This is a genomic window from Actinospineispora eucalypti, assembly GCF_039543365.1.
Lineage (GTDB): Bacteria > Actinomycetota > Actinomycetes > Mycobacteriales > Pseudonocardiaceae > Pseudonocardia > Pseudonocardia eucalypti.
Genome location: NZ_BAABJP010000066.1, coordinates 1 through 16,562, shown reverse-complemented (window position 1 = coordinate 16,562; position 16,562 = coordinate 1). Strand labels below are relative to the sequence as shown.

Here is a 16,562-nt window from a genome sequence, read left to right as displayed (position 1 = left end):
ACGGAGCACGACGAGGCGGGCGCAATAGCGTGCTTGGCGACCGAGGGCAACCGCTCTCGACCATTCGGAGGGTTACCGCCGAGGCACTCTGTGCGACAGCCGTTTTATTGGCAGGATGAGCATTCGTGCAGCCCAGCCAGGTCCGATGGTCGGCCGAACGGCCCTGGTGGCGCGACGCGGTCTGCTATCAGATCTATCTGAAGTCGTTCGCCGACTCGAACGGCGACGGCGTCGGCGACCTGGACGGCATCCGCGCCCGGCTGGGCTACCTGGAACTGCTGGGCGTGGACGCGCTGTGCCTCACCCCGTGCTTCCGCTCCCCGATGGCCAGCGTGGACGCGGACGGCTACGACGTGGCCGACCCGAGGGACATCGACCCGCTGTTCGGCGACCTGGCCGCGTTCGACGCGCTGGTCGCGGCCAGCCACGAGCACGGCATCCGGCTGGTCCTGGACCTGGTGGCCAACCACACCTCCACCCAGCACGAGTGGTTCCAGGCGGCCCTGGGCTCCGGCCCGGGCAGCCCGGAACGGGACCGCTACGTGTTCCGCTACGGCCGGGGCCCGGGTGACGCCAGCCCGCCGAACAACTGGCCCAGCCAGACCGGCGGCCCGGCCTGGACCCGCATCGCGGAGCGGCACGGCGAGATGGGCCAGTGGTACCTGCACCTGTTCACCCCCGAGGAACCCGACCTGAACTGGTCGAACCCGGACGTGTGGACCGACCTGGAGAAGACCCTGCGGTTCTGGCTGGACCGGGGCGTGGACGGGTTCCGCATCGACACCGCGCACGGCATGGCCAAGCCGCACGGCCTGCCGGACGCGCCGTCGCAGTCGTTCGGCCAGGTCGACGGCGGCGACGGCCCGGACGCCCGGTTCGACCACGACGGGGTGCACGAGATCCACCGGATGATCCGCTCGGTGCTCGACGAGTACCCGGCCCGGGTGCTGGTCGGCGGGATCCGGGTGGCCGACGACGAACGGTTCGGCCGCTACCTGCGGCCCGACGAGCTGCACCTCGGGGAGAACTCGGGGCTGCTGCACGTCGAGTTCGAGGCCGGCGAGATCAAGGCCGCCATCGAGCGGGCCGTGCGGACCGCGGGGTGGGTGTCCGGCACACCCAGCTGGGCGATCTCCCGGTCCGACGTGCCGCGCCCGGTCAGCCGGTTCGGTGGCGGGCAGCAGGGGCTGCGCCGGGCCCGCGCGCTGGCCCTGGTCCAGCTGGGCCTGCCCGGGGCGGCCTTCCTCTACAACGGCGAGGAGCTGGGGCTGCCCAGCGTGCCGCCGCCCGATCCCGACAAGCAGGCCAGGAACGCCCACCGGGTGCCGCTGCCGTGGGAGGGCGACGAGCCGCCTTACGGCTTCTCCGAGGGCGAGACCAGCTGGCTGGACATGCCGGACGGCTGGGCCGGGCTGACCGTGGAGGCGCAGCTGGAGGACGCGCACTCCACGCTGTCGCTGTACCGGCACGCGCTGGAGATCCGCCGCGGCCACCCGGGGTTCGTCGGCGACGAGCTGGAGTGGTTCGGCGCCCCGGCCGGCTGCTTCGCCTTCCGGCGCACCGAGACCACCCTGGCCTGCGTGCTGAACACCTCGGAGTTCGCCGTCGACCTGCCACCCGGCGACGTGCTCATCTCCAGCGGCCCGCTCACCGAGGACGGCTGGCTGCCGCCGGATACCGCGGTTTGGCTGGCCTAACCCAACCTAACGGTGTTAGCTTGGCGGTGACACGCGCCACACCGGGGGGGTCCGACCATGTCTGTGGATGTCGAGCGGCCGACGGTCCCGGCCCCGCGCACCTGTCCGTATACCCCGCCCGACCTGCACCGGGCGCTGTACGACCGGCACGCCGTGGTACCCGCGACGTTGCCCGGCGGCCGGGCCGGCTGGGCGGTCACCGACCTGCCCACCATCCGCGCCATGCTGGTGGACCCCCGGTTCAGCTCGGACCGGGGCCGGCCGGGCTTCCCGCAGTACGCCGAGGGCCACCACCTGTGGCTGATCAGCATGGACGCGCCGGAACACACCCGGGCCCGGCGGGACGTGATCACCGAGTTCACCTCGCGCCGGATGGAGGCGCTGCGGACGGCGGTCGAGCGGATCGTGCACGAGCGGATCGACGCCATGCTGGCCGGGCCACGCCCGGTGGACCTGGTGCGGGCGTTGTCCCTACCGGTGCCGTCCTCGGTCATCTGCGCGCTGCTCGGCGTGCCGTACCAGGACCACGAGCTGTTCGAGGAGCGCACCCGGGCGCTGGTGGAGAACGACCCGGCGGTCATCCTCAAGGCCGCCGCCGACATCCGCGCCTACCTGGGTGAGCTGGTGCGGGCCAAGCAGCGCGACCCCGACCCGGCGGACCTGCTCGGCCGGCAGGTGCTGAAGCTGCGCGCGGAGGGCCGGGAGGACCACGGCGACCTGGTCGAACTGGCCTTCATCCTGCTCGTTGCCGGGCACGAGACCACCGCCAACATGATCTCGCTGAGCGCGCTCGCGCTGATCCGCGACCCGGCACTCGCGGACGCGCTGCGATCCGCCCCCGAGCGGATCCCGGCGGCGGTGGAGGAGCTGCTGCGCCTGTTCACCATCGTGGAGTCGCCGCTGTCCCGGATCGCCACCGAGGACGTCGAGCTGGCCGGCGTGCACATCCGGGCCGGCGACGGCGTGATCGCGCTGGCCACCACCGGCAACCACGACCCGTCGCTCTTTCCCGAGCCGGAGCGGATACTGCTGGGCCGGGACAGCCGCAAGCACATCGCGTTCGGCCACGGCCCGCACCAGTGCCTGGGCAAGAGCCTGGCCCGGGTGGAGCTACAGGTAACCCTGAGCGCACTGGTCACCCGCATCCCCGGTTTGCGCCTGGCTGAGCCGGATGGGCCGTTGCGCCTGAAGACCGTGCAACGGGTCTTCGGCCTGGACCGCCTCCCCGTCACCTGGGGCTGAGCGACCGCCATGTCTTGATGATCATGGAACGCGGCCCGTTCAGAGGGCGAGCGGGAGCAAGGCGCGTCGCCGGAACACCACGGCACCGTCGGACGTGGCCAGCCGCGCCCACCCGTCGGCCACCGACAGCTCCGCGTCGCCCACGATCCCCAACCCGGACAGCGCGAACAAGCACCGCATCGGCACCCGCACCAATCCGCCGCGCCCCGTCGAAGCCTCGCCGGTCGCCTCCGGATCGGGCTCGACGGCGAGTACGGGCCGGTCCAACAGCTCGGGCGGCGGGTGATCACCGTGCTCCTTGGCGTCCGCCAAGCCACGGGCCACGAGTCCGTCCAGCTCCGAAGTGACAACCCGGCCCGCCGGCGTCCACTCGACGGGCAGAGCGGCAGGCCAGTCCCCGAGCGCGGGCAGGCCGGGCTCCACCTCGTCCGATCGGCCCACGGCGAGCCCGGCCAGCAACTCCCGCGCCGCCACCGTCACCCCGGGACCGCGCATCGAGCCGGGCGCCGCGTGCCACGCGAACACCTCGAACGGGGTGCGCGCCCATACCGCGACCCGCTCCCCCTCGGCCCGTACCAGCACGTTCACCAGCGGGTCCAGCTGGACCACCCGGGCGACGAACTCGGCCAGCTCGTCGCGCGCCCGGCCGGCGACGGTCAGGGTCATCCGGCGCGCGTCCGGGCCGGCGGAGCCGGCCCGCTGGGTCGGGCGCCCAGTTCGGCCGCCGGCTCCTCGGCGAACTGCTCGAGGAAGGCCCGTTCCGCCTCGGTGAGCCGGCGGGGCCGGCCGGCCACCAGGTCGTACGGCACCATCTGCGTGCTCGCGGTGACCGCCACCGGGTCCTCCTCGGCCGGCCCGGTGTGCAGCTCGTAGTCGATCACGAACGAGGCCGCGCGCACGCTGTGCGTCCACATGCTCACCCGTACGGACTGGCCCCGGTAGGCGATCTGGTGCTTGTAGTCCACGCGCAGGCTGGCCACCAGCAGGCCCTCGGACCACGCTCCCGCCCCGTCGCGGCGCGCCCGGTGGAACACCAGCTCCACCCGGGCCTCCTCGAGCAGGGTGACCGTGCGCGCGTGGTTGACGTGCCGGTACACGTCCAGGTCGGCCCAGCGCAACGGGATCTCCACGTGGAACCGGCTCACTCTGACACCGCCGGCCCGGCTCCTCGGACGGACCTCCGGCCCGCCCTCCGAGCCGCCGCGTGAGCGCCGCTCACCGGGACAGCCCCCGCAGCTGGCGGGAGACCACGGAGAGCGTGGCCAGGTCCAGCTGCGCCTTGCCGACCGCGCCCAGCGCGGCGCGCGCCCGGCTCAGCTTGGAGGCGTTCAGCCGTTCCCACTGGGCGATCTTCTTCTCCACGCTGTCCGACGGCGCGCTCTCCCGCAAGGCGTCCAGGGTGATCGCCCGCAGCGAGCCGTACAGGTCGTCCCGCAGGGCCAGCCGGGCCAGCGCGTGCCACCGGTTCCCGCGTTCCAGGCTGCTCACCGAGGTCAGCGCGAGGTCGATGCCCAGGTGGTCGGACAGCGCGAAGTAGAGCGCCGCCACCGCCGCCGGGTCGCTCTCGTCGTTGCCCCGCTCGGACAGCTCGGTGACCTCCACGATGTCCAGCAGCGAGTACACGTTGAGCAGCGCGGCCATCCGCTCGGCCAGCGCGTTGGGCACGCCGCTCTTCATCAGCTCGCCGACCCGCTCGGCGTGATCCTGCGCCTCCCGGCCCACCAGCAGCTGGGGCACCCGGGCGCGCAGCGCGGTCACGGTCGGCGAGAACCGGGATATCTCCGCCCCGACCGGCAGCGGCTGCGGCCGGTTGGTGAGGAACCACCGACAGGCCCGGTCCAGCACCCGCCGGCTCTCCAGCACCAGCTTGTCGGCCCGCTTGGTGTCCAGCGCGCCGCTGGCGTCCAGGCGCTCGATCTCCGCCCACAGCTCGGGCAGCTCGAACACCGCCGTGGTGATCGCGTAGGCCCGCACCACGTCGGACGCCTGCACCTCCAGCTCCTCGGCCAGCCGGAACGCGAACGTGGTACCGCCGCCGTCCACCACCTGGTTGACCAGCTGGGTGGTGATGATCTCCCGGCGCAGCGGGTGCGCGTCCACCGCGTCCGGGTAGCGCTCGCGCAGCGGCGCCGGGAAGTAGTTGCGCAGCCGGTCGGCGAACACCGCCGCGTCCGGCAGGTCGGACTCCAGGATGCGCGCCTTCAGGTCCAGCTTGACGTGCGCGAGCAGGGTGGCCAGCTCCGGCGAGGAAAGGCCCTGGCCGGCCTTGATCAGCGTGGCGAACCCCTCGTTGTCCGGCAGCACGTCCAGGCCGCGGTCCAGCCCGGTGCGGGACTCCAGGTCGACCACCAGGCGCTCCTGCACGCTGATCATGCCGCTGGCGTGCGCCCGGGCCACCCCGAGCATCGCGTTCTGGCTGAAGTTGTCCGCGAGGACCAGCCGGGAGACGTCCTCGGTCATCTCCTCCAACAGCGCGATGCGGGACGGCTCGTCCAACTCGCCGGCCGCCACCACCTGGGCCAGCGGGATCTTGATGTTGACCTCGTGGTCGCTGCAGTCCACGCCGGCCGAGTTGTCCAGCGCGTCGGTGTTCACCTTGCCGCCGGCGCGGGCGAACTCGATCCGGCCGAGCTGGGTGAGCCCCAGGTTGCCGCCCTCCCCGACCACCTTCACCCGCAGTTCGCCGCCGTTCACCCGGACCGCGTCGTTGGCCTTGTCGCCGACCTCGCTGTTCGCCTCGGTCGCCGCCTTCACGTAGGTGCCGACGCCGCCGTTCCACAACAGGTCCGCCGGGGCCAGCAGGATCGACTTGATCAGCTCCGGCGGGGTCACCGTGCGGACCTCGGGGCCGAGGCCCAGCGCGGCGCGCATCGGCTCGGTCACCGGGATCGCCTTGGTGGTGCGCGACCACACCCCGCCGCCCTCGCTGATCAGCGAGCCGTCGTAGTCCTCCCAGGAGGACCGGGGCAGCCCGAACAGCCGCCGGCGCTCGGCGTAGGAGCTGGCCGCGTCCGGGTTCGGGTCGACGAAGACGTGCCGGTGGTCGAACGCGGCGACCAGCCGGATGTGCTCGGACAGCAGCATCCCGTTCCCGAACACGTCACCCGACATGTCGCCGATGCCGACCACGGTGAACTCCTGGCTCTGGGTGTCCGTGCCCAGCTCCCGGAAGTGCCGCTTCACGCTCTCCCACGCGCCCTTGGCGGTGATGCCCATGGCCTTGTGGTCGTAGCCGGCGCTGCCGCCCGAGGCGAACGCGTCACCCATCCAGAAGCCGCGCTCCACGGCCAGGGCGTTGGCTATGTCGGAGAAGGTCGCGGTGCCCTTGTCGGCGGCCACCACCAGGTAGCTGTCGTCGCCGTCGTGGCGGACCACGCCCTCCGGGGGCACGTTCTCGCCGCCGACCAGGTTGTCGGTCAGGTCGAGCAGGCCGGTGATGAACATCCGGTAGCAGGCGATGCCCTCGGCCAGGTTGGCCTCGCGGTCGGCGGCCGGGTCACCGGTCGGCTCGGGCGGCTGCTTCACCACGAAGCCGCCCTTGGCGCCCACCGGCACGATCACCGCGTTCTTCACCGCCTGGGCCTTGACCAGGCCGAGGATCTCGGTGCGGAAGTCCGCCGGCCGGTCCGACCAGCGCAGCCCGCCCCGGGCCACCGGGCCGAACCGCAGGTGCACACCCTCCACCCTCGGCGAGTACACGAAGATCTCGAACCGGGGCTTGGGCGCGGGCAGCTCGCGGACCTGCCCCGGGTCCAGCTTGATGGCGAAGTACGGCCGGCGGGCGAAGTAGTTGGTACGCAGCGTGGCGCTGATCAGGTTCAGGTATCCGCGCAGGATGCGGTCGGCGTCCAGCCCGGCCACCTGGTTGATCATCTCGGTGACCTCGGCCTGCCGGCGCTCGATCAGCTCCTTGCGCTCCGTGCTGTCCGGCTCGTTCAGCGCCGGGTCGAACCGCGCCTCGAACAGCCGGACCAGCGCGGTGGCCACCGGGGCGTGGGCGATCAGCGTGTCGGCCAGGTACAGCTGGCCGTACGGGGTGCCGATCTGGCGCAGGTAGCGGGCGTAGGCCCGCAGCAGCCCGGCCTCCCGCCAGTCCAGGCCGGCGCGCAGCACCAGGCCGTTGAACCGGTCCACCTCGGTGTCCCCACGCCACGCGGCGGCGAACGTGGCGCAGAACTTGGCCCGGTCACCGGGCACGTCCCCGCGTTCCTCGATGGCGGTGGCCACCGCCTCGTCCAGCCGGAGGCCGAAGTCGTAGATCCAGCAGCGCCGGCCGTCCGGGCGGGTGATCCGGTACGGGCGCTCCTCGATGACCTGCACGCCCATCTGCTGCAGCACCGGCAGCATCTCGCTGAGCGCGACCTCGTCGCCGGCCAGGAACAGCTTGAACCGGCGGTCCCGCCGGCCGGCGCCGTCCGGCTGGTAGAGCACCATGTCCGGCTCGTCGACCAGCCCCTCCAGCTTGGCCAGGTCGGCGACCGCCTGGGAGGTGTCGAAGTCCTCCTTGTAGGCGGCCGGGATCAGGGGCAGGTAGCGGGCGACCGCGTCGGCGGTGCCCGGCTGGCCCTCGACCAGCGCGAGCACCCGGTCGTCCCAGGTCTGCACGCATTCGGAGAGCAGCGCCTGCAGCCGCTCCAGGTCCGGCTCGATGGCGGCGGCCGGATCGGTGTGCACGGTGACGTGCAGCTGGGCCACGCTGGACTCGCTCACCCGGGCGGTGTAGTTCACCGAGGTGCCGCCCAGCTCGCGGCGCAGCGTCTCCTGCATGGCCAGCCGGGCCGAGGTGGTGTACCGGTCCCGGGGCACGTAGACCAGGCAGGAGAAGAAGCGCCGGTAGGGGTCACGCCGGACGAACACCCGCAGCCGGCGCCGCTCGGCCAGGTCGAGCACGCCGACGGCGGTCTCGTGCAGCTCGTCCGCCGAGGCGCGGAACAGCTCCTCCCGCGGGTAGCCGGAGATCACCTCCAGCATGCGCTGGCCGGAGTAGGACTCCAACGGGTAGCCGGCGCGGTGGATGGCGTCGCGCACCCGGCGGGCCACCACCGGGATGTCCAGCACGCTCTCGTACAGCGCGTTCACCGTGAGCAGCCCGATGAACCGGTGCTCCCCGGTGACGTTGCCGTCCGCGTCGAAGGTCTTCACGCTCAGGTAGTCCGGGTAGCCCGGGCGGGAAACCCGGCTGGGCGAGCTGGCCTGGCTGATCAGCAACAGCTCGCGCGAGGTGGCCCGCTCGTTGGCGTCCGAGCCGGGCACGAAGGACCGGGCGGACAGGTTGTCCCCGCGCAGCACGCCCAGCCCGGACGCGAGCACGGCGGTCAGCTTGGGTTCCCCGGCGCTGGTGTCCAGGTCGTAGCGGCGGTAGCCGAGGAAGGTGAAGTGGTCGTCGACCAGCCAGCCGAGCAGCCGGGCGCCCTCCTCGACCTCGGTGCGGTCCAGCGGCGGCGGCTGGTCGCGCAGCCGCGCGGCCAGGTCGAGCGCGGTGTGGATCATGCGCTCGCTGTCCTCGACCACCTCCCGCACGTCGCCGAGCACCTTGGCCAGCTCGTCGGCCAGTTCGTTGCGAGCGTCCTCGGCGAGCGGGTCGGTCTCCAGGTGCATCCAGGACTCGAGCTGGGTGCCCGACGGCGGGTCGTTCGGGTTGGCGTCCGGCAGGACGTCGCTCAGCTCCCCGGACAACGACCGGCGCACCGCGACGATCGGGTGCATCACCCGCTGCACGAAGGCCCCGGACCGGCCGACGGCCGCCACCACGGACTCCACCAGGAAGGGCATGTCGTCCGTGACGATCTCCACGACCGTGCACGCCCGCCCGAGCTGTTCGGCGCCGTCGCGCACCCGCAGCACCGGCCGGCCGTGGCTGCGCTGGGTGGCCAGCTCGCGGTGCGCCCGCACCGCCGCGACCACCTGCCGAGGTTCGGCGGCGGCCAGATCCTCCGGCGGGGTGTGCCGGAAGTACAGCTCGGTGAGCTCGGCGATGCTCGGATCGGCGTCGCGCGCCTGGGCCAGAACCCGGCGCGCGTCGGCGGTCACCGGGTCGTCACCGGCGAGCCCTCCATCGTTGTGCTGGACGTCCCCTTGGCGTGACTGGGTGTCCGTGCCCATCAGCGTTTCCCCTCCGGCGCGACCGTGGACGTAGCCGTCGCAGGCAAGCCTAGCCAACGCGCGCCGGACGACCCGTTACTTCGTTTCAGGCCTCGCGATAGGCGGCGAGCGCGCCGGCGAGCAGCTCAGCGAAGCTCAGCTCGGACACCGGCCGGGAACTCTGCTCGGGCACCTGGTGCGTCGGCTGGGTGGACGCCGAGGACGGATCGCCGGACGGCTCCTCCTGATCCGCCGACCGGTCCGTCTCATCCGCACCATCCGCTCGGCCCACACGGTCGGCGTGGTCCGCCGGTTGGCCGGGCGGCGCCGGGTCCACCCCCACGGTCCGATCCAGCGCCGAGTCCTCGGCGGTGGCTTCCGGCTGCGCCTGAACGCCCTCCGCCGGCACCTGCGCGGTGGTGCTCTCCAGGACCCGATCCGGGAACGGCCTCGGCCTCGGCCCGTCACCGTCGCCGACGTCGGAGTCGGAGTCTGTGTCGCCGGAGTCGCCGACCTGGGCGGTTGCCTCGACGCCCCCCTCGGGTCCGGTGGGCGCGCTGCTCCAGGGGAATGCACTCACCCCGTTGGTGTGCCGGCCGTGCGTGGTCGCGCCGTTGCGCGGCCGGCCGTTGACCGGCGAGCCGTTCGGCGCCTCCGCGCCGTTCGGTTCGGCCCCCTCCGGCCGACCACGCCGGATGTGTTCCTCATGGATGAACCTGGCCGCGTCGAGGATGTGTTCGTCGGCATCCCTCCGACGCCGCCGCCCGCCCGCTACGCCGTTCACCGACGCGCCGGAATCCCGGTCATCCGTGCCCTCACGTCGCCACCGGCCACCCGCCGAATGCCCGTCATCCACACGACGCCACTGGCCGCTCGCCGAAGTACCGAACGAGTTGTCGTCGCCGTCCCGGCGATCGCGATGCCGCCGGCCGTTCACCGACCCGTCCTCGACCGCGCCGGCATGCCGCTCGTCGGCATCCTCCCGACGCCGACGGCCACCCCCCGGCCGCACGTCACCGGGTCCCTCTTCTTCGGCCTCCCGACGCCGACGGCCACCCTCCGGCCGCACGTCCTCCGGGCGGTCCTCTTCGGTCTCCTTACGGCGGCGGCCGCTACCGGTCAAGGCGTCGCCCGACCGGAACTCCGCCGGCGCGCGGTTCTCGTCCGCATGGTCCACATCGTCCGCCTCGGGACGCCGACGGCGGCCGCTCTCGGCCCCGTTCAGTGACCAGGCCCCGACCGCGCCCGCTTCTTCGCCGTCGGGGCGCCCTCGCCGACCGCCCTCGCCCGACAGCAGCCCACGGAGCAACGGCGCCGACTCGTCCTCGTCCGGCTTCCGGCGCCGACCGCCGACGCCAGGTTCGTCCGATGCCGAGCCACCGGCCTCATCGGTTTCCGGACTCCGACGCCGGCCGCCGACAGCGGACCCGTTCACCGGCCGGCCGCCCCCCGCGCCCGAGCCGAACTCGTCGTCATCGGGGCGCCGCCGCCGACCGCCCTCACCCGACAACAGCCCACGGAGCAACGGCGCCGACTCGTCCTCGTCCGGCTTCCGGCGCCGGCCACCGGCACTCGGCTCCTCGTCGTCCGGACGCCGCCGCCGGCCGCCTTCGCCGATCGGCTCCACGCCCCGCGCATCCGAGACCCGCGCATCCGAGGCCGCGGCCGACCACGGGGGCAGACCCGGCTCGTCCGCGTCGGACCACGGACGACGACCGTCCCGGTCCCCGAGGAGATCTTCGTCGTCCCCGGATGAAGCCGGTGGCCTCCGGCCGAACAGCGGGTCATCGGCCATCTCGTCCCGGTCGATCTCCGGCTTGCGCCGCCGCCCGGGCCGGTCCTCAACCTCCGGCTCGACCGACGCCGACCCGGCCGCCCCCGAGGCCGTCCGCCCAGCGTCCAACGACGCCCAGGACCCGGCACCCCGCGTCGGCCGGGAGTCGTCGTCCCGCTCCCCGCGAAGCCCGCCCTCCCGCGACAACCGGGACTCGTCATCCCGCTGCCCGCCCGGCTCCGCGTGCCGCGACACCCGGGGCACGTCATCCCGCCGACCGCGAAGCCCGCCCACCGGCGACAACCGGGACTCGTCATCCCGCTGCCCGCCCGGCTCGGCATGCCGCGGCAACCGGGGCTCGGGGTCGCGCGTCACCCGGGGCTCGGAGTGCCGGGACGCGCGAGGCTCGGCCTCCTGGTGCGCGCGGTGCCCGGGGTCGCGCGCCGGGGGTTGGGCGTCCCGCGCCGCCAGGAGCTCGGTGCGCTCCGTGTTCCGAGGCCCGGTGTTCCGCGCGGCGGCGTATCCGGCGTCCTGCGCTCCTCGGAAGCCAGTCTGCTTTGGTACCCAGGGCTGGCTCGGTGAGGCCGTGGTTCGGTCGTTCAGTGATGTCCGGGCGGCGTTCCGATCCGGCGGGAGCCGCGACTCCGGTTCGGCGGAGGGGAGGGCGGCTTCCTTCTGTGCCAGCTCCCGAGCGGCGAGCTCGCGTTCCTTCTCCCGCAGCTTGCGTTCGCGTTCGGCGAGGTCCCGTTCGCGATCGGTCAGTTGGTGGTCTCGGGCGGAGCCGTCCGGCTCCGGCGCCTTGGCCCGGTCGAACGCGCCGGGGTGACCCAGCGGGGTGGCGGGACCCGCGCCCGGTGTCCGGCGAGCCGGTCCAGGTTCGCTCCAATCAGGTCGGGCGAGGCCCGCGCCCGAGGGGTTCACCGCCGGGCCAACCGGCTGCCGGTTCTCCCTCGAGCCGGTCTCCGGAGGAGCCGGGGACCACGCCCACGGGTTCTGTGCCCGTTCACGGTTGACCCCGCCGGCCGGCGGACCGGCCCGGCGGGGGGCCGGCTCGTTCCTGGGCCGGTCCCGACCGGATCGCTCGCCGCCTGTCCCACCGGTCCGGGCCGGCCCGGCGGGCGGCGTGAACGGCGCGGGCCGGTGACCGGCCAGTGCGCTCTGCCCGAGGTCACGCAGGTGCTCTTCGACGCTCAGGCCGCCACCGAGCCGTCGCACGCCGACGTGGAAGGTGATGCCCGGCATGCCGAGGGACAGTTCCGCCCACCGACGGTCGAGGTCGTCCGAGACCGAGCGCACCCATCCGGCCACCGCACCCGGATCAGACTCCGGCAGACCGACCGCGACCGCGTCATCGCCCAGCCGGTACACCCGGCCACCCCACGGCAGCCGGCCCCGGGCCTGCTCGGTGATGTGCGTCAGCAACGCGCCCGCGACGGCCGGGTCCCACCGGCCGCCAGGCCGGGTGAGATCGATCAACACCAGATGTGGCGGCTGCCCCGAGGGCGTGGACAGGTTCACCAGCTCGGCCGCCAGCTCGCCGGGCGTGAGCCGCAGCACGGCGTCCACGGAGGGTTCGCCGGGTCCGCCGCGCGACCCCGAGGCGGACCGGGGCGGCGGGCCGAACAACGGGTCGGGCCGCCGAGGTGGCTCCGCTCCGCGAAGCGGGGGTCCAGCAGGTGACGAGTCGAACCGACCGGCGGCTCCCGCCGACGGGCGCTCGCCGAGGGCCGGCGCACCCGTAGGCCTCGGCCACGCCCCGGACGGGCCGTTCTTGACCGGCCCGATATCGCCTGGTCGCTCGGGGCGTTGCGGCGCCGGCGGGACGCCGTGCGTCCCCGAGGAGATCCACCGGTTGGGCGCCGCGGAGCCGACCGGCCCGCGGGCCCGGCCCGGCTCGCGGGTGTCGATGCCCGGAGGCGGACGACCCGGTGCGTCCGGAGCGCCACCACTGGCCGCGCGGGTGAGCAGCACCAACGCCTGCTCGACCCGGGCGGCGTGCCGCCGCTCCGCCGAGTGCGCCCGCCGGGTGGCGGCCAGCGCGTCGGCCAGGTTGCCGCGCCGCTCACGTATCTCGGCGAGCAGCATGTGGCACTCGACCTCGACCTCCGGCTGGTCGTAAGGCTCGATCACCTCGGCAACCCACTCCGACGCCACGGCCGCCGAGTCGAGATCACCGGCCGGCAGGTACACCCGCCTGGCCAGGGAGAGCCGCAACCAGGCGACCGCCACCACCGAGCCCGGCCGGGCGCCCCAGCTCATCACCGCCTGGGCCGCGTCCCGGACCGTCTCGGGATGGCCGCCGTCGAGCATGGCCAGGGTGAGCTCCAGGCTCAGCAGCGCGGCCAAGTGCGGTGAAACGGGGTCGAGCGCTCCGCCCGGCCCCTCGCCGAGTACCCGGCGCAGACCCTCCTTCGCCCGCCGCGCGGCCTCTTCGCAACGCCTCCGGGTGCGCAGCTGCCTGGCCAGCACTATGTCGACGGCGGCGAGCCCGAGCTCGCTGTACTCACCGCCTATGCGGCGCAGCGCGTGCACCGCCGCGTCGATCGGGTCGTTCTCCGACACGCCCGGGCGCTGCGCGGCGGCCAGATGCGCATCCGCGCGGAGTACCTCGGGCAGATCCGCCCGGTCGAGCACCGGGTTCAGCAGCGTGCGCGACAGATCGGCGTCGCTGAGACTGGCCGCGACCAGGCTCAGCTCGACCCGCAGCCGGTCCACCGCGTCCGCGGGACCCGCCCGCTCCGCCTCGGCCAACGCCTGCACGGCGCGCGGAACGGCGGCCACTCCGCGGCCAATTGCCACCAGACCGTGTGCCAACCAGCCTTCCGCGCGCATCGCCGTGGCATGATCACCGCTCGAGCGGGCAAGCTGCACCGCCTGCTCGGCCAGTGCGGCGGTGGTTTCCGGCGCACGCCAACGGGAGGACTCCGCCAGCTCAAGCACCGCTGGGGCCGTGGCAAGCGCGCGCGCGGCGGAGGAACCTAACTCCGTCGGCTGCACGGCCCCTCCCGGTGCTTCTCGATGACCACGTGGTGGTGACGAGTGACCTTCCCCGCACGACCGCATGCGGGGTGGTTTCACAACGGTCAGTCGCGCGTCAGCTTACGGTGTGTCACCCGGTGCGGCCTTGCTGCCTCCGCCCCCAGCCGTTCGATCTTGTTCTTCTCGTACGCCTCGAAGTTGCCCTCGAACCAGAACCACGAGGCCGGGTTCTCGTCGGCGCCCTCCCAGGCGAGGATGTGCGTGACCACCCGGTCGAGGAACCACCGGTCGTGGGAGATCACCACCGCGCAGCCGGGGAACTGCTCCAGCGCGTTCTCCAGCGACGAGAGCGTCTCCACGTCCAGGTCGTTGGTCGGCTCGTCCAGCAGGATCAGGTTGCCGCCCTGCTTCAGGGTGAGCGCCAGGTTGAGCCGGTTGCGCTCGCCCCCGGACAGCACGCCGGCCGGCTTCTGCTGGTCCGGCCCCTTGAAGCCGAACGCCGCCACGTAGGCCCGCGACGGCATCTCCACCTGGCCGACGTGGATGTAGTCCAGCTCGTCGGAGACCACCTGCCACACGGTCTTCTTCGGGTCAATGCCGGCCCGGTTCTGGTCCACGTAGGAGAGCTTCACCGTCTCACCGACCCGCACCGTCCCGGAATCGGCCGACTCCAGACCCACGATCGTCTTGAACAGGGTCGTCTTGCCCACCCCATTAGGCCCGATCACCCCGACGATGCCGTTGCGCGGCAGGGAGAACGACAGGTCCTTGATCAGCAACCGGTCGTCGAACCCCTTGTCGAGATGGTCGACCTCGACAACCACGTTGCCCAGGCGGGGACCCGGCGGGATCTGGATCTCCTCGAAGTCCAGCTTGCGGGTCTTCTCAGCCTCGGCCGCCATCTCCTCGTAACGCTGCAGCCGGGAGCGGCTCTTCGCCTGCCGCGCCTTCGGGTTGGACCGCACCCAGGCCAGCTCCTCGACCAGGCGCTTCTGCAGCTTCACATCCTTCTTGCCCTGGACCGCGAGCCGCTCGGCCTTCTTCTCCAGGTAGGTGGAGTAGTTGCCCTCGTACGGGAAGGCCCGGCCCCGGTCCAGCTCGAGGATCCAACCGGCCACGTTGTCCAGGAAGTACCGGTCGTGCGTCACGGCCAGCACGGCGCCGGCGTAGTCGGCCAGGAACTGCTCCAGCCAGAGCACGCTCTCCGCGTCCAGGTGGTTGGTCGGCTCGTCCAGCAGCAACAGGTCCGGCTTGCTGAGCAGCAGCTTGCACAGCGCCACCCGGCGGCGCTCACCACCGGACAGCTGGCGCACGTCGGCGTCCGGTGGCGGACAGCGCAGCGCGTCCATCGCCTGGTCCAGCTGGGAGTCCAGGTCCCACGCGTCGGCGTGGTCCAGCTCCTCCTGGAGCTGGCCCATCTCCTCCATCAGCTCATCCGAGTAGTCGGTGGCCATCTTCTCGGCGACCTCGTTGTACCGCTTGAGCTTCTCCATGATGGGGCCGACGCCCTCTTCGACGTTGCCGAGCACCGTCTTGTCCTCGGTCAACGGTGGCTCTTGTTGCAGGATGCCCACGCTCGCGCCCGGGGAGAGGAAGGCATCGCCGTTGTTGGCGTGCTCCAGGCCGGCCATGATCTTCAGCACGGTCGACTTTCCGGCACCGTTCGGGCCGACAACCCCGATCTTCGCCCCGGGCAGGAACGACAGCGTCACGTCATCGAGGATGACCTTGTCGCCGTGTGCCTTCCGGACTTTTCGCATGGTGTAGATGAACTCAGCCACACCCTCGATCGTAGTTGCGCGTGTCCGGGCACCGTGCCTCGGCCGGCACTCGTATCTCCCGTGCGCGCCGACCCGCGCGACCGCTCGGCAAGCGCGGTCCGCGCGGTGTCACCCGCGTGCGCCGAACTGGGCGCACGCTCGGCAAGCGCGTTCCGCGCTAGTTGGCCGCCGTGGTCACCACCTTCAGCTCACGCTCGGCAGTGGCGGCTTGCGGGTCCGTGAGCCCCTCGGCCTCGGGGGAGCACGACCCCTCCGACTGCCCGGTCGCCGAACGCTGCTCGGGAATCCCCGCGAGCGCCACGTCCTCGGCCGCCACGTCCTCCAGGGCCTCACGGCGCGGGCGGTTCGGCCGGGCCGAACACCGGCTGAGATCCGGGCCGACCGCGTAGGCCTCCAGCGAGGTAACCGAGCGCGGCTTGCCCTCCGCCTCGAAGCTGGAGGTGTACAGCCGTCCCTTCACGATCACCGGGTCACCCTTCTCCAGGGAGAGCTGCACGCCGTCCGCCAGCCTTCGCCAGCAGGTGACCGTGACGAAGAAGCGGTCCCCGTCGACCCAATTCCCCGACTCCCGGTCGAAACGGCGCTCGTTGGACGCCATCCGGAAGTACACCGGTCCCTCGCCTTCGGTGACCCGCCGCCGGCTGACCTCGCTGATGACGTTGCCCACCAGGGTGACCAGAGTCTCATTCATCGCCGTCCCCATCCCATGTCGTGTCGCGTGCCTCTACCGGCTCATCCGGCGGCAAGCACCAGGGTTGACGAACGACGAGAAGAGATCGACCCGATGGGAACGATCTGTGGATACCCGGAGTCAATGTGGACAACCCTCGCCGATTAGCCGGGCAGCGAGCACTTCTGTCGGACTCGCGTGGATAATGCCGCGGCCAGGGAAGCGCGCACAAAAAAACGGGCCGAGAACCTCTTCTCAGAGACTCTCGGCCCGCTTATTGGGTTTGTATGCCGGCGGTGACCTACTCTCCCACACCCTGGCGAGTGCAGTACCATCGG

At 72.5% G+C, this 16,562-nt stretch carries 8 protein-coding genes; 2 read left to right on the top strand and 6 right to left on the bottom strand.

Features of this window, described 5'->3' with window-relative positions; all coding sequences use genetic code 11:
* The first annotated feature begins 125 nt into the window (after positions 1–125).
* A complete protein-coding gene (locus ABEB12_RS39955; RefSeq protein WP_185064194.1) occupies positions 126–1,697 on the top strand; it encodes an alpha-amylase family glycosyl hydrolase in 1,572 nt (523 codons plus the stop codon).
* Between the two features lie 57 nt (positions 1,698–1,754).
* Positions 1,755–2,939 carry a cytochrome P450 gene (locus ABEB12_RS39950; RefSeq protein ID WP_185064193.1) on the top strand — a complete coding sequence of 395 codons (1,185 nt, stop codon included), beginning with the start codon at positions 1,755–1,757 and terminating at the stop codon, positions 2,937–2,939.
* A gap of 39 nt (positions 2,940–2,978) precedes the next feature.
* Here the strand turns inward: ABEB12_RS39950 and ABEB12_RS39945 are convergent, their stop codons facing one another.
* The 6 genes from ABEB12_RS39945 to ssb all read right to left on the bottom strand — a co-directional run bounded on the left by ABEB12_RS39945 (position 2,979) and on the right by ssb (position 16,245).
* A complete protein-coding gene (locus tag ABEB12_RS39945) occupies positions 2,979–3,605 on the bottom strand; it encodes a hypothetical protein (protein ID WP_185064192.1) in 627 nt (208 codons plus the stop codon).
* Entirely contained in the window at positions 3,602–4,084 is a 483-nt protein-coding gene (locus tag ABEB12_RS39940) for a thioesterase family protein (RefSeq protein WP_185064191.1), read from the bottom strand. Before ABEB12_RS39940 ends, ABEB12_RS39945 begins: the two co-directional genes overlap by 4 nt.
* A gap of 70 nt (positions 4,085–4,154) precedes the next feature.
* Positions 4,155–9,041 (bottom strand): NAD-glutamate dehydrogenase domain-containing protein, encoded by a 4,887-nt coding sequence (locus ABEB12_RS39935; RefSeq protein WP_185064190.1) that lies wholly within the window; start codon positions 9,039–9,041, stop codon positions 4,155–4,157.
* A gap of 85 nt (positions 9,042–9,126) precedes the next feature.
* A complete protein-coding gene (locus ABEB12_RS39930; protein WP_185064189.1) occupies positions 9,127–13,734 on the bottom strand; it encodes a hypothetical protein in 4,608 nt (1,535 codons plus the stop codon).
* Between the two features lie 143 nt (positions 13,735–13,877).
* Positions 13,878–15,554: an energy-dependent translational throttle protein EttA gene (ettA, locus tag ABEB12_RS39925; RefSeq protein WP_185064188.1), complete on the bottom strand. Its 1,677-nt coding sequence runs from the start codon at positions 15,552–15,554 to the stop codon at positions 13,878–13,880.
* A 157-nt stretch (positions 15,555–15,711) separates the two neighbouring features.
* Entirely contained in the window at positions 15,712–16,245 is a 534-nt protein-coding gene (ssb, locus tag ABEB12_RS39920) for a single-stranded DNA-binding protein (RefSeq protein WP_345703559.1), read from the bottom strand.
* Positions 16,246–16,562 lie beyond the last annotated feature (317 nt).

Bases quoted from the DNA above. Each gene is read 5' to 3' on its own strand.
- ABEB12_RS39950 (WP_185064193.1), top strand. From the start codon at position 1,755: ATGTCTGTGGATGTCGAGCGGCCGACGGTCCCGGCCCCGCGCACCTGT.
- ABEB12_RS39945 (WP_185064192.1), bottom strand. From the start codon at position 3,605: ATGACCCTGACCGTCGCCGGCCGGGCGCGCGACGAGCTGGCCGAGTTC.
- ABEB12_RS39935 (WP_185064190.1), bottom strand. From the start codon at position 9,041: ATGGGCACGGACACCCAGTCACGCCAAGGGGACGTCCAGCACAACGAT.
- ssb (WP_345703559.1), bottom strand. From the start codon at position 16,245: ATGAATGAGACTCTGGTCACCCTGGTGGGCAACGTCATCAGCGAGGTC.